The sequence below is a fragment of the Enterobacter sp. CCUG 70166 genome (genome assembly GCF_020224095.1).
GTDB classification, from domain to species: Bacteria; Pseudomonadota; Gammaproteobacteria; order Enterobacterales; family Enterobacteriaceae; genus Enterobacter; species Enterobacter intestinihominis.
The window spans coordinates 123,804-138,371 of the sequence record NZ_NRIQ01000011.1; the positions used below are offsets into that span (position 1 = coordinate 123,804).

11 protein-coding genes and 1 pseudogene are annotated in these 14,568 nt (G+C 57.2%); 9 read left to right on the top strand and 3 right to left on the bottom strand.

Features of this window, described 5'->3' with window-relative positions; all coding sequences use genetic code 11:
- Positions 1–130: 130 nt before the first annotated feature.
- Positions 131–2,248: a TonB-dependent receptor PqqU gene (gene pqqU, locus CKK19_RS05650; RefSeq protein WP_225455051.1), complete on the bottom strand. Its 2,118-nt coding sequence runs from the start codon at positions 2,246–2,248 to the stop codon at positions 131–133.
- Between the two features lie 247 nt (positions 2,249–2,495).
- Between pqqU and CKK19_RS05655 the strand changes: the two genes are divergently transcribed.
- Positions 2,496–3,557 carry a YncE family protein gene (locus CKK19_RS05655; protein WP_022648236.1) on the top strand — a complete coding sequence of 354 codons (1,062 nt, stop codon included), beginning with the start codon at positions 2,496–2,498 and terminating at the stop codon, positions 3,555–3,557.
- A gap of 92 nt (positions 3,558–3,649) precedes the next feature.
- Here the strand turns inward: CKK19_RS05655 and ansP are convergent, their stop codons facing one another.
- The gene (gene ansP / locus CKK19_RS05660; protein WP_022648235.1) at positions 3,650–5,146 is read right to left on the bottom strand and encodes an L-asparagine permease; all 1,497 of its coding nucleotides are present in this window, start codon (positions 5,144–5,146) and stop codon (positions 3,650–3,652) included.
- Between the two features lie 327 nt (positions 5,147–5,473).
- The gene (locus tag CKK19_RS05665; protein ID WP_063841748.1) at positions 5,474–6,364 is read right to left on the bottom strand and encodes a LysR family transcriptional regulator; all 891 of its coding nucleotides are present in this window, start codon (positions 6,362–6,364) and stop codon (positions 5,474–5,476) included.
- Positions 6,365–6,476: 112 nt separating this feature from the next.
- Between CKK19_RS05665 and CKK19_RS05670 the strand changes: the two genes are divergently transcribed.
- The 8 genes and pseudogenes from CKK19_RS05670 to CKK19_RS05705 all read left to right on the top strand — a co-directional run bounded on the left by CKK19_RS05670 (position 6,477) and on the right by CKK19_RS05705 (position 14,492).
- Positions 6,477–6,875, top strand: a complete 399-nt coding sequence (locus tag CKK19_RS05670) for a cupin domain-containing protein (RefSeq protein ID WP_032624190.1) — start codon at positions 6,477–6,479, stop codon at positions 6,873–6,875.
- 108 nt (positions 6,876–6,983) lie between these two features.
- Positions 6,984–7,985, top strand: coding sequence for an MsnO8 family LLM class oxidoreductase (locus tag CKK19_RS05675; RefSeq protein ID WP_063163010.1), 1,002 nt, complete (start codon positions 6,984–6,986; stop codon positions 7,983–7,985).
- Positions 7,982–9,103: an amidohydrolase gene (locus CKK19_RS05680; protein ID WP_017382285.1), complete on the top strand. Its 1,122-nt coding sequence runs from the start codon at positions 7,982–7,984 to the stop codon at positions 9,101–9,103. Before CKK19_RS05675 ends, CKK19_RS05680 begins: the two co-directional genes overlap by 4 nt.
- Positions 9,104–9,119: 16 nt before the next feature.
- Positions 9,120–11,383: pseudogene (locus CKK19_RS05685) on the top strand (NtaA/DmoA family FMN-dependent monooxygenase).
- 9 nt (positions 11,384–11,392) lie between these two features.
- Entirely contained in the window at positions 11,393–11,902 is a 510-nt protein-coding gene (locus tag CKK19_RS05690) for a GNAT family N-acetyltransferase (RefSeq protein WP_063853467.1), read from the top strand.
- Positions 11,903–11,911: 9 nt separating this feature from the next.
- The gene (locus CKK19_RS05695) at positions 11,912–12,838 is read left to right on the top strand and encodes an amino acid ABC transporter permease (protein ID WP_023300190.1); all 927 of its coding nucleotides are present in this window, start codon (positions 11,912–11,914) and stop codon (positions 12,836–12,838) included.
- Positions 12,822–13,595, top strand: coding sequence for an amino acid ABC transporter ATP-binding protein (locus tag CKK19_RS05700; RefSeq protein ID WP_063853468.1), 774 nt, complete (start codon positions 12,822–12,824; stop codon positions 13,593–13,595). The genes CKK19_RS05695 and CKK19_RS05700 overlap by 17 nt, the downstream gene beginning before the upstream one ends.
- Before the next feature lie 9 nt (positions 13,596–13,604).
- Positions 13,605–14,492 carry a transporter substrate-binding domain-containing protein gene (locus CKK19_RS05705; RefSeq protein ID WP_022648225.1) on the top strand — a complete coding sequence of 296 codons (888 nt, stop codon included), beginning with the start codon at positions 13,605–13,607 and terminating at the stop codon, positions 14,490–14,492.
- Positions 14,493–14,568 lie beyond the last annotated feature (76 nt).

Sequence of the window (14,568 nt, forward strand, 5' to 3'; positions counted from 1 at the left end):
ATCCCTCTGGCGCACTTATTTGTTTATTTGTATCAAACGTCCTTGATTATATTCCCGGCGCATCAGGCAACCGGGAATGATGTTATTTTGCTTATTTTTTTACCGGCAACGTGCGCTGCCGGAGAATGGTTTACTCAAAACGATAAGAGACCGACAGGCCCACGCCATAGTTACGACCAGGGGAAGGTTCGTAATAGCGGTTGTAGCCAGCGTTAACAATCTCTGAACCGGCGTACTCTTTATCGAACAGGTTATCGACGCGACCAAAGACGTCCATTCCCCATTTGCCGTAGTTGAGTTTATACCCGGTATTCAGGCCCACTACGGTATAAGAGGGCGCTTTAGCGGTGTTGGTATCGTTGGCCATGACATCACTCATGTAGCGGGCATCTGCCCCTGCGTACCAGCCTTCCTCAGGCTCCCAGCCAAACGACGCATATCCCATGTTACGGGCGATCCCCGGCATCCGGTTGCCGCTACAGTCTGCATTGCTACAGACGTTGGTGCGGTAGGTGGCATCAAGATAGGTCCACGCCATCTTCAGCTTCCAGTTCTCGGCAAACTGCTGGTCGAGCGCAATTTCCACACCCTGACGGCGCGTTTTTCCCGCGTTTTTATAAGTCGTGCGACCATCCTTGCTTTCGTCCACCACGATCTCGTTGTCGGTATCCGTGCGGAACAGCGCCGCCGTCAGGATGCCATTGCCGATGCGGGTTTTGCTGCCAATCTCATAGGTGTTGTTGGTGGACGGTTGCAGGTTCATATTGAGGCCACCTTTGCCATCAGAACGGTAGGAAAGTTCGTTGATGGTCGGCGTCTCAAATCCCCGTCCTGCCGCGGCATACAGGTTCCATGCGTCGGTCACGGCGTATTTCACCGCACCTGCCGGGAGCCATTTGTGGTAGCTGGCGTCACCGCTGTCATCGCCGTTTTGCGGGGTAATGTAACGATCGTTGGAGTCAAACCAGACGGAGCTATAACGTACGCCCGCCTCTAAGGACAGTTTTTGCGTTAGCTGCCACTGGGTTTGTAGGTAGGGATCCAGGTTCCACATCAGATTGCGTTCGTCACGGCGTTTATTACCCTTCACGCCATAATCCGGCACGCCGTTGTCCATCACGAAGTTCTCATACCCGCGACGATTTTCACTCATATTTTCGTAGTTCAGCCCGGTGGTGAATGTCACCGGAACCAGCAGCTCACCGCGGTGGGTCCAGCGCGTATCAATACCCTGATAGTGACGCTGCATATCAATCACACCGCCCGAATGCGCAGGATTCTCGCGCTGAGTGGACGCCGGAATGGACTGGTACTGAGTCATTTCACGCTCACCGGCATACATCATCACGCTGAGGTCGTCCTGTTCGCTCAGCTGACGGTCGTAGCGGATCCCGGCCTGGGTCTGCTTAATGGTCTTACGCGTGTTGTACTGATCGCCACGTGGTGACTGGCGCGGGTTATTCTGCCACTCCTGATAGCTCAGTCCGCCCGGATCGTTGGCTTTCATGTCCACGCTGTTAAAAATCAGCGTCAGCTTGCTGACATCATCAATACGCACGCCCAGTTTCGCGTTGGCGAGGTTTTTGCGCGCGCCGCTGTGGTCGCGATAGCCATGGGTGGTTAAACGGGTAGTGGATACGGCGTAATCCACATCGCCCGCCTGAGTACCATCACCCACCGCCCCGGTGGCCTTCATGCCGTAACGCCAGGTGCCGTAGCTGCCGTAATAGCTGCTGGCTTCAATGGTGGCTGGCTGTTGTCCGGTCTGGGTGTTGATGTTGATCACGCCGCCGGAGGCATTACCGTACAGGGCCGAGAAGGGGCCGCGCAGCACGTCGACGCTCTCTATGCTGTTGAGGTCAATGTTTGATGTCTGCCCCTGGCCATCGGGCATGGTTGCCGGAATGCCGTCCACGTACATGCGGATCCCGCGTACGCCGAAGGTTGAGCGCGCGCCGAATCCGCGAACGGAAAGTTGCAGATCCTGAGCATAGTTCTGGCGGTTCTGGATTTGCAGGCCAGGTACGCTCCCAAGGGATTCAGAAAGGTTGATGCGCGGTGTGGCATGTCGCATATCCTCGCCGCTCACCACGCTGACTGCGGCCGGGGTGTCCAGTTCGGAGACGGTTTGCGGCGTGGCGCTGACGATCAGGGTCTGTTCATCCGCGGCCATCGCACTCAGCGGGCCAAAAATGACGGGAACGAACAACAGGGGTAGTGATGCCTTATGGGCAGTAATAATTTTCATGGAGTAAGCCGGTTAAGAAAAATTTCGAACCAAATCAACTGGAACCTGTGTATATATGTTAAATCCTTTGTAAATGTTATGAAAACTATAACCGCACATTTCGTGAATGTAAGGTTTTGCAGGAAAGAAAGACTCCACATTCAACTCATTAATGATTACTATTCTCATTAAAATAACGGCAAAGCGATGACTTTGCCCGCCGGAAGCGATGTCAGCGGTAAATATCCTCATTTAAAAAGGAATTGTTATGTCTTTACGTCATCTGTGCTCGCCGCGCCTGCGTGGGTCTCTGCTGTTGGGCTCTTTACTGTTTGCCGGTACGTTCCAGGTTCATGCCGCTGAAGAGATGCTGCGCAAAGCGGTCGGCAAGGGCGCGTATGAAATGGCCGTCAGCCAGCAGGAAAACGCGCTGTGGGTTGCGACGTCACAAAGCCGCAAAACCGATAAGGGCGGCGTGGTCTATCGTCTGGATCCGGTCACGCTGGAAGTGACGCAGGCGATTCATAACGATCTCAAGCCGTTTGGCGCCACGATCGATAACGCCACCCAGACGCTGTGGTTCGGTAACACCGTCAACAGTGCCGTGACGGCGATTGACGCCAAAACGAGCGAGGTGAAAGGGCGCCTGGTGCTGGACGATCGCAAACGTAGCGACACGGTGAAGCCGCTTCAGCCGCGCCAGCTGGTGGCCGATGACACGACCAATACGGTATACATTACCGGCATCGGCAAGGAGAGCGTGATCTGGGTTGTTGATGGCGCAACGCTGAAGCTGAAGGACACCATCACGAACACCGGCACGTTCAGCACCGGACTGGCGCTGGATGCGAAGGCAAAACGCCTGTATACCACCAATGCGGACGGTGAGCTGGTGACCATTGATACCGCGACCAACAAAATCCTCAGCCGTAAGAAAGTACAGGAAGACGGAAAAGAGCACTTCTACCTGAACCTGAGCCTGGACACTGCCGGCCAGCGTGCGTTTGTGACGGATTCAAAACAGCCTGAAGTGCTGGTGGTGAATTTGAAAGATGGCAGCGTAATGCAGAAAATCGCCGCGCCAGAATCGCTGGCCGTACTGTTTAACCCGGCGCGTAACGAAGCCTATGTGACGCACCGCGAGGCGGGCAAGGTGAGCGTGATTGACGCCAAAACTTACAAAGTGACCAAAACCTTCGATACGCCGGTTTACCCGAACAGCCTGGCGCTGTCTGCGGACGGTAAAACGCTGTACGTGACGGTGAAACAGAAGTCTACCCGTCAGCAGGAAGCCACTCAGCCTGACGATGTGATTCGTATCGCGCTTTAAGGTGGGAATTGCCCGGTGGCGCTGCGCTTACCGGGCCTGGAAAACCATGAAATGCAGGCCGGGTAAGGCGTAGCCGCCACCCGGCTTTTTTATTAACGCGACGTCTCTTCCACCAGCGGACCATCCTGTTTGTCATCTCCAGGATGAACCGGGGCGGTACTGTGGATTTCATTCACGCGTTTACGCACGCCAAACCAGCCAGCAATCAACAGCACCGCCAGCAGCGGGATTGTAGCGATGGTGTAGGTGCCGTTAGGGTAGTCGAACGCCATCAGCACCAGCACGCTCAACAGGAATAGCAGGGTAAGCCAGGATGTTACCGGCGCGCCCGGCAGCTTGAAGCTGACGTCAGCCGCTTTCCCTTCTTTAATTGCTTTGCGCAGACGCATCTGACACACCACGATAAAGGCCCAGGAGGCGATGATGCCCAGCGCAGCGACGTTCAGCACGATCTCAAACACCTGAGACGGCACGAGATAGTTCAGGAACACGCCAAAGATATACACCACCAGCGTAGCCAGAATACCCGCGTAAGGCACCTGCTGCTTGCTCATCTTCGACATAAACTTCGGCGCAGAGCCCCCCATCGACATGGAGCGCAGGATACGGCCCGTCGAATAGAGCCCGGAGTTCAGGCTGGAGAGCGCGGCAGTCAGTACCACGATGTTCATGATGCTGCCCACGTACGGCACGCCCAGCTTAGAGAAGAAGGTCACAAACGGACTTTGCCCCGCCTGGTATGCATTCCACGGCAGCAGCAGTACCAGCAATACCACGGAGCCCACATAGAACAGACCGATACGCCAGATCACGCTGTTGATGGCTTTTGGCACCATCGTCTGCGGATCTTTACATTCACCTGCCGCCGTACCGACCAGTTCGATGGAGGCAAAGGCGAATACCACGCCCTGGACCAGAACCAGCGCTGGCAGCAGGCCGTGCGGGAAGAAACCACCGTTATCGGTAATCAGGTGGAAGCCGGTGGCGTTGCCGTCCAGCGGTTTACCGGTGCCGAGGAATACGGTCCCGACCACCAGGAAGATCACAATGGCCAGCACCTTCACCAGCGCGAACCAGAACTCCATCTCGGCGAACCATTTCACGCCGATCATGTTCATGGTCCCGACGATTGCCAGCGCCCCGAGGGCGAACACCCACTGCGGCACATCGCCAAACGCGCCCCAGTAGTGCATGTACAGCGCAACGGCGGTGATATCGACGATACCGGTCATTGCCCAGTTAACGAAGTACATCCAGCCCGCGACATACGCGGCTTTTTCACCGAGAAATTCACGGGCGTAAGAGACAAAGCTGCCGCTGGAAGGGCGGTGGAGCACCAGCTCGCCGAGGGCGCGAAGAATGAAGAAAGAGAAGATCCCGCACACCAGATAGACCAGGGCGAGAGCGGGGCCAGCCATTTGCAGACGTGCGCCTGCACCTAAAAAAAGACCTGTACCGATAGCGCCGCCGATGGCGATCATCTGCACCTGACGGTTGCCCATCGCCTTGTGATAGCCCTCTTCATGAGAGTTCAACCAGCGACGTTTAGCAGCATGATGATCGGCTGCGCTTTTATTGCTTGTTTTCATTGAGTTACCTGTTTGCCTGTCTGAACCATTAACGTGATAGTCCTGCCTGGCAGAAGCCGAAACAAACGATTGCTTCTGCGCAGACACATGCTGCCTTTCCAGTCATTCTGTGTATGGATAAGGCAAAACATGGCGAGGCATCCTACCCGCAATTGATAAGCGACGCAAAATATAACCGTGCCGAAAGTGATGCTCGTCGAAGGAAATCGTGTGGTCAGAGCAGACTGCGATCACAACGCGCTGAATCGTGACGTTTTTTTAGGCAAAAAGGTCGGCCAATACTGATTTAATCATCAGGTTTACTTAATAGTTACCTATAGGTAGAACTTATGGATGCCGCAGAGCTGCGATAAGTAATGAAAACGCGGAAGTGTGCTGGCGGCGGCTCGGATAATAGAGATGATAACCGGCAAAAGCCGGACACCAGGCTTCAAGCACACGCACTAACCGGCCCTCAGCAAGGGCGTCCTGAACCGCATCTTCCGGGACGTACGCCAGCCCCAGACCGTTTTCGGCGGCATCGATGCGTTGCGGCAGGCTGTTGAGGATCAACTGGCCGTCAACCCGCACGCGCAGCTCACGTCCGTCCCGTTCAAATTCCCAGGCATATAATCCGCCGCGTGTGGGCAGGCGCATATTAATGCAGCGGTGCTGATCAAGCTGCTCCGGCGTTTCCGGTACCCCGAAACGATGCAAATAGTCTGCCGACCCGACGACCGCCATGCGCATGTCCGGCGCAATACGTACCGCAATCATATCTTTCGCCACCTGCTCACCCAGACGCACCCCCGCGTCAAAGCGGCCATCGACAATATCTGTCAGCCCATCGTCCACCGTGACTTCAACGTTGATGTCAGGATACTGCGCCATAAAGGGTTTAAGCACAGGCCACAGCACGGCAGACATGGCGTGCTCCCCGGCGGTTAGGCGAATATTCCCGGCAGGTCTGTCGCGGGTATCACGCAGCGCGGTAAGTTCCTGCTCGATCTCCAGCAGATGGGGGCTTAAGCGCATGAAAAGTTGCTCGCCGGCCTCGGTAGGGGCCACGCTGCGGGTGGTGCGGGTTAACAGACGGACTTCCAGCCTCGCTTCCAGATTGCGCATTGCGTGACTGAGCGCCGACTGAGATACCCCAAGCTGCGCCGCGGCGCGGGTAAAACTGCGCTCCCGGGCGACAACCATAAAGGAGAGCAGATCGTTGAAGTTGTCTTTTAACATGGCGGCTTATCCTATTTATGAATTGAACTCATAGTTCCTTTCTGATTATGCACTCTAATGCTCCCCATGGCTTTACGCTACTGTTAACGCAATAGCAAACGAGGAGTAGATCATGAAAATTATCCGTAGCGGTTCGCTACCTTCCGTTCATGGGCCAGAGGCCTGGTTTACCGGCAGCGTGCGCATTGACGCACCTTTCCAGGCGACTGAACCGGCAAAAGTCGGCGGCGCGACCGTCACCTTTGAACCCGGCGCACGTACCGCCTGGCATACGCATCCTCTTGGACAAACGCTGATCGTGACGCAGGGGCGCGGCTGGTTACAGGAGTGGGGGAAAGAGGCGGAACCGCTGAATCAGGGTGATATCGCCTGGATCCCACCCGGCGTGAAGCACTGGCACGGTGCAAGCGTGCAGACGGCCATGACCCATATCGCCATCGCAGAAGCTGTCGACGGGAGCCCGGTGGCATGGCTGGAGAAGGTCACCGACGAGCAGTATCCGAACGAGTAGCGGTAAGCTATAGCTGATTTCCGGCAATCCAAATGTAAATTAATTGTTTCTCAGAGGTGAAATCCGCCTTTAATAATGACGACATGTTAAGTCAAACGAGAACGCAACATGTCATGGCGAATCAGCATTCTGGATAAAAGCCCCGTCGCAGAACACGAAACAGCCGCCGATGCGCTGGCGCGAACCTTAGCACTGGCGCAACAGGCAGAAACGCTGGGTTATCACCGCTTCTGGATTGCCGAACACCACAATACCCCGCAGCTTGCCAGCCCCTCGCCGGAGCTGCTGATTGCCTGGATCCTCGGGCAAACAAAACGTATTCGCGTGGGCTCAGGCGGCGTCATGCTGCAACATTACAGCCCCTATAAAGTCGCCGAAAATTTTAACGTACTGGCCGCCATTGCGCCGGGCCGGGTTGATCTGGGCGTTGGCAAAGCGCCCGGCGGTCTGCCGCTCTCTACCCGCGCCTTGCAGTACGGCCTAAATCCGCAGGAAAAAGGCAGCTTTACTGAACAACTGACGCAGCTTGATCGCTGGATCCGCCCTGAAAATCAGTCAGCGGAGGAGGACGTTCGCGCCACGCCGCTGCCGCCGGTGCCTGCCCGGGGATTTCTGCTGGGCGCCAGTACCGAAAGCGCGCTACTGGCGGCCTCCCTCGACTGGCATTTTGTCTTTGCCGCCCATCTGAACGGTGATCCTGAGCTGCTGCGCGAGGTCGTCACAGCGTGGCGTCAACACAGCGTCCGGGAGGTGATTGTGGCCGTGCAGGTCATTGTTGCCCCAACCCAGGCTGAGGCCGATGCGCTGGCGCAGAAGGTTGAAGTGTGGGGCGTGGAGCTGGTAAACGGACAGCGCGTTACCGTGGCCAGCGAAGAACAGGCCTACGCCTTTGCGCGGCAGGCGGGGAGTGAACCGGTGCGCATCGCGCGTCGGGCGCAGTCTCTGCTGGCCGGAACGGCGGCGTCGGTGCTTGAACAGCTCAACGCGCTGCATCAGCAGTGGGGGATTGACGAATTTATCATCGACACGCCGGTCGCTGATGGCGCAACGCGCGTGCAGTCACTGCGACTGCTGGCCGAGGCGCGATTTAACAGGGAGGTGACCGTATGAGCTTTAGCGAACAACTGATTGCCTGGCGCCGTGAGCTGCACCAAAACCCTGAACTCTCCGGTCAGGAGGTCGAAACAACGGCGCGCCTGCGCGAGTGGCTGACGGCGGCCGGTATTGCACCGCTGCCTTACGATCTCCAGACCGGGCTGGTTGCGGAGATCGGCACGGGCAACGCACTGGTTGCGCTGCGCGCCGATATCGACGCGTTACCCATCGACGAGCGCAGTGGGGTGCCGTTTAGCTCCCGGCGTGCGGGGGTGATGCATGCCTGTGGCCATGACATCCACACCAGCGTGATCCTCGGCGCTGCGTTAAAGCTAAAGGAGCGGGAAGCCTCGCTCAACGGTCGCGTGCGGATCCTGTTCCAGCCTGCGGAAGAGAATTTCGGCGGAGCAAAAAGTATGGTGCGGGCCGGGGCGTTACGTGACGTACGCGCGATTTTCGGAATGCATAACGAGCCTTCACTGCCGGTCGGCGAGTTTGCCACGCGCGGCGGCCCGTTCTATGCCAACGTCGATCGCTTCGTTATTCATGTTACCGGCAAAGGCGCGCATGCCGCACGTCCCCATGAAGGCAACGACGCCATCGTGCTGGCAAGCCAGCTGGTGACCGCGCTGCAAAGCGTTGCCAGCCGTAACGTCAATACGCTGGATTCGGTTGTTCTGAGCGTGACGCGCATCGCCGGGGGGAATACCTGGAACGTGCTGCCGGAAAGCGTTGAGCTGGAGGGCACGCTGCGCACGCACCGTACGGAAGTGCAGCAGAACGTGAAAGCGCGCGTCGGTGAAATCGCCGCCGGATTTGCCAGCGCCTTTAGCGCGCAGATCAACATCACCTGGTACGCCGGGCCCACCGCGCTGGTGAACGATGAGCACTGGGCCGGGTTTGCCACCTCGGTTGCGCGCGAAGCGGGATATGAAACCCGGCATGCGGAACTGCACATGGGCGGGGAGGATTTCGCGGTCTATCTGCAAAACATACCCGGCGCGTTTGTCAGCATTGGCAGCAACAGTCCGTTTGGGTTACATCACCCGGCATTTAACCCGGACGAAGCATTAATCGAACCCGCTGCCCGCTATTTTGCTCAGCTCGCGGAAAAAGCCCTGCAACACGTTTAATTAATTTGAGGTGAATATGTCTGCACATCGTCAATTGCGGCTGGGGACCATTTTGCATGGTGCATCCGGAAATATGTCTGCCTGGCGCCATCCCGCGGCGGTCGCGGATGCCAGCATTAATTTTGATTTCGTCAAAGAAACGGCTTTAAAAGCAGAAGAGGGCAAGCTCGACTTTATATTTGTGGCCGACGGTCTTTATATTAACGAGAAATCCATTCCGCATTTTTTAAACCGCTTTGAGCCGCTGACGCTGTTGTCCGCGCTGGCGAGTATCACCTCGCGCCTGGGGCTGGTCGGCACGTTATCCACCTCGTACAGCGAGCCTTTCACCGTTGCACGCCAGTTCGCCAGCCTCGATCACCTGAGCAACGGACGCGCGGGCTGGAACGTGGTGACGTCGCCGCTGGAAGGGTCAGCGAAGAACTTCTCCCGCGAAAAACACCCGGAGCATGCGCTGCGCTACCGCATTGCCGATGAGTATCTCGACGTGGTGAAAGGGCTGTGGGACTCCTGGGAAGGGGATGCCTTTATCCGCAATAAAGAGAGCGGACAGTTCTTTGATGCGTCGAAACTGCATACTCTGGATCACCACGGTGATTTCTTCCGGGTTTCTGGCCCGCTGAATATTGGCCGCACCCCACAGGGACGTCCGATTGTCTTTCAGGCTGGTGCGTCCGACGACGGTAAAAAGCTGGCGGCAAAACATGCTGACGCGATTTTTACCCACCATGACACGCTGGAAGAAGCCCAGGCTTTTTACCGCGATGTTAAACAGCAGCTGGAAAGTCACGGCCGCCGCGCAGGGGATTTACATATATTCCAGGGCGTCAGCGTGATTGTTGGAAACGACGCCGATGACGTAGAAAACCAGTATCAAACCACGGCGGCACTGGTCTCCATTAATGATGCGCTGCATTACCTTGGACGTTATTTCGAGCATCACGACTTCAGCCAGTATTCCCTCGACGCGCCGTTCCCGGATATTGGCGATTTGGGCAAAAACAGCTTCCGCAGCACCACCGATGAAATCAAGCGTAACGCCCGTGAGCGCAACTTAACTCTGCGTCAGGTCGCGCTGGAAGCCGCATCGCCGCGCCCGCGTTTTTCCGGCACACCGGAGCAGGTGGCCGATGGTTTACAGGCCTGGTTCGAGGAGAAGGCGGCGGATGGCTTCATCATTCAGGGCGGTACGCCGGACACCTTCCCGCGCTTTGTCGACCAGGTGGTCCCCCTTTTACAGGCGCGCGGCCTGTTCCGCACCGACTATCCCGGCACCACGCTGCGCGAAAGTCTGGGCTTAGACGAGCCCAAAAATCAGTTCACACAACAATAAAAGAGAAAAACGCTATGCAGAAATCATCGCTTATTCTGGCGCTTGCGCTGGCTTTTACCCCTGCCGTCTGGGCAGAGAACGTCAATATTAACGGCACCGGCGTGAGCATTGAGGCCAATAAAACGCCGATCAATACCGCCAAAAACAGCGATGCGATCGCGCAACTGCCGAAAGACTATCGCTTTGCCGTGCCGGGGAAATTTACCGTGGCGGTAGCGGGACTGAATCAACCGCCGCTGACGGTCTTTTCCGACGACAACAAGACCCTGCTGGGAAGTGAGGTCGACATTGCGCGTCTGGTGGCGGACAGCCTTGGGCTGGAGCTGAACGTGGTTCCCACCTCCTGGGAGGACTGGCCGCTGGGGGTGGCCTCCGGGAAATACGATGCGGCTATCAGCAACATCACCGTCACCAAAGCGCGCAAAGAGAAGTTCGACTTCGCCACCTATCGCAAGGATTCACTTGGCTTCTACGTGAAATCCACCAGTCCCATCAACTCGCTTGTGAAGGCAGAGGATATCGCCGGGCTGCGCATCATCGTGGGTTCCGGCACCAACCAGGAAGCCATTCTGCTGGCATGGAACGAAGAGAACCTCAAAAAAGGGCTTAAACCCTTTACGCCGATCTACACCAAAGACGACGCGGCCCAAACGCTGGCGCTTCAGTCCGGACGCGCGGACGCCTACTTTGGCCCGAACGTGATCGGCGCCTGGAAAGCGGCGCTCAACGGTAAAACCAAACTTGTCGGCAGCGTCGACGGCGGCTGGCCGAAGGCGGCGCATATCGCGGTGACGCTGAAAAAAGGCAGCGGCCTGGTCGAACCGGTACAAACCGCGCTGAACGGCGCGATCAAGAACGGAGATTACGACAAAGTGCTAAACCGCTGGGGGGAAGGCGTGGAGCGTATCTCCAGTTCCGAAGTTAACCCGGCGGGTCTGGGCGATTAAGGAGGCGCTATGCGCGAACAATTTCGTGACGTTTCGCCGGAAGATGTCGATCTTCAGCCCATTATCGCGGGGCTTTTCGGTGAGTACGCCGCTCGTTACGGCGACTACTTTTCAAAGGATGCGGAAGTCGAGCTGACAGAGTGGTACCTGGCGCCGCAGGGGCTGTTTATCGTCCTGGAGCGCGATGGCGAGATCATCGCCACCGGGGCGTACAAGCCCTTCGACGAACATACCGCAGAGATCAAACGTATCTGGACGAATAAAACGCTGCGCCAGCAGGGACTGGCCGCGCGCCTGGTACAGGAGCTGGAGCGCCGGGCGGTGCTGGCGGGTTACAGCCACATCTACCTGACTACGGGGTTTCGTCAGCCGGAGGCGGTGCGGCTCTATCTCAGTCAGGGGTATCAGCCGCAGTTCGATCTCAACCGCGACCCGGAAGAGTATAGCCAGCCGCCGTTCGACGGTCGGCTGCGTTTCACCAAGACGCTGATCCGCGAAGCGCTCAGCAAAACCGCATAAGGAGCGACGATGAGCAACGTTGAAACCATAAAAGTGGTCCCGGCACGTTATCCGCTGCGCGCTGCTGGCGCCGTGGTGGCGCTGTTTGTGCTGGCTGTCGTGATCCAGTCCGTGGCCTTTAATCCGCGCTGGGAGTGGGCGGTATTTGCCCGCTGGTTCTTTGACCCGGTGATCCTCGAAGGCGTCGGACAGACGCTGCTGCTGACGTTGATAAGTACCGTACTGAGCGTGGTGATTGGCGGCATGCTGGCGCTGGCTCGGCTCTCGTCATCATGGCTGTTGAACAGCCTGGCGTGGGGTTACATCTGGCTGTTCCGATCGCTGCCGCTGATCGTGGTACTGATTATCCTCTATAACTTCTCCTATCTCTACGACACGCTCTCTCTCGGCGTGCCTTTTACCGGCATTACCTGGGGCAGCTTTGAAACCATCAACGTTCTCGGGCAGTTTTCTACCGCCATCGTGGGGCTGACGCTGGTGCAGAGCGCCTATACGGCGGAGATCATTCGCGGGGGCTTCCTTGGGGTCGACCACGGTCAGTATGAGGCGGCCGCTGCGCTGGGTCTGCCGGCGTGGCGTCGCACCGTGCGCATAATTCTCCCCCAGGCGCTGCGTACCATCCTGCCGTCCGGGTTTAACGAAATCATCAGCCTCGCCAAAGGGACGGCGATGGTTTACGTGCTGGCGATGCCGGAACTGTTCTACACGATCCAGATGATCTACAACCGCACCCAGGAGGTGATCCCGCTGTTGATGGTGGGGGCCGTCTGGTATCTGGTGATCACCACCGTACTGTCTGCCATCCAGCATGTTATTGAGCGTGGACTCGCCCGCAGCGAGCGCCGCTCCGCCGTAAACCAGAGCCGGGCGACCAGCCGCGCGCGTTCCGTCACCACTTCGTCAGCACAGGAGCCCGTTCATGCAAGCCTCTCCTGAAGGACACATTTCCATAACCGGCGTCAGTAAGTTGTTTGGCCGACATAAAGCGCTCGATAACGTCACGCTTGAGATCCCACCGGGCTCCGTGACGGTGATCCTCGGACCCTCTGGATCGGGAAAATTGACGCTGCTGCGCACTATTAACCATCTGGAGCGCGTAGACGAAGGCTTTATCCAGATTGACGGGGATTACATCGGCTATCGCCGTCAGGGTGACAAACTCTACGAGCTCAAAGAGAAAGAGATCCTCAAACAGCGCGTCAACGTTGGGTACGTGTTTCAGAACTTCAATCTTTTTCCGCATCTCACGGTGCTGGAAAACCTGATTGAAGCACCCATCGCGCATAAAAAGTTCAGTAAAAAAGAGGCTGTTGAAAACGCCAACAGCCTTCTGGATGTGGTAGGTCTGCGCGATAAAGCCGATGCCTGGTCGCGTCACCTCTCCGGCGGCCAACAGCAGCGCATTGCCATTGCCCGCGCGCTGGCGCTGCGCCCGCGCGTGATGCTGTTTGATGAGCCAACTTCGGCGCTGGATCCGGAGCTGGTTGGCGAAGTGCTGGACGTGATTAAAAAGCTCGCCCGCTCCGGCACTACGCTGGTGGTGGTCACCCATGAGATCGGCTTTGCACGGGAAGTGGCGGACCAGGTGGTATTTATGGTCGACGGTAAAATTGTGGAGCAGGGCAGCAGCGACGACGTGTTAAACCGACCGTCGCATCCGCGAACGCGCCAGTTCCTCTCAAAAGTGCTGTAAGGAGCGCAGATGAAATATGGACTCCTGGCGGGGCTGGTCTTCACGACAGCGAGCCACGCCAGCATTGATTTAAAGGCCAACGAACAGCCGCTGCCAGTGACGGTTGATCAACAGGCAGTGGCGAAAATCCCGGCGAACTATAAATTTGTTGAGCCGGGTACCCTCACGGTGGCGATTTCAGCCCTGAATTCTCCGCCGCTGGCGCTGCTGGCCAGTGATAACCGCACCCGTATTGGCAGCGACCCGGATATCGCCCGGTTGCTGGCGGGCAGTCTGGGGCTGAAGCTGAAGCTGGTGCCAACGGCGTGGGAAGACTGGCCGCTGGGGATCACTTCCGGGCGCTATGACGTGGCGTTGGTGAATATCGCCGTCACCGAGCAACGTAAGGAGAAGTTCGATTTTGCAACCTATCGCGTCGATTCCCTGGCCTTCTCGGTGAAATCCACCAGCAACGTACAGTCGATCACCAGTGCGAAAGATCTGGCCGGTAAAAAGGTGATTGTCGGGTCAGGCACCAATCAGGAACGTATTCTGCTGGGCTGGAACGAAGAGAATAAAAAGGCCGGACGCGAGCCTGCGTTGCCGGTTTATCTGACCGACGACGCCTCAGGCAATCTCTATATTCAGTCCGGCAGGGCGGATGTCTTCTTTGGACCGCAGTCCGTTTCGGCCTACAAAGCCGCGTTAACCGGCAAAACCCGCGTCGTGGGATTAGGCCCGAAGAAAGCCTATGTCGCCACCACAACCAAAAAAGGCAATGGGCTGGTGTATGCGTTGCAGGCTGCGCTGGACGGTGCGATTAAGCGCGGGGATTATCAAAAGGTGCTGGCGCGCTGGGGGGAAGCGGGCGAAGCGGTGACGTCTTCAGACGTTAATCCGCCCGGGATAACCTACTAATGGTGCTCTATACCCTAAATAATTCGAGTTGCAGGAAGGCGGCAAGGGAACGAATCCCCGGGAGCGTACATAAGTA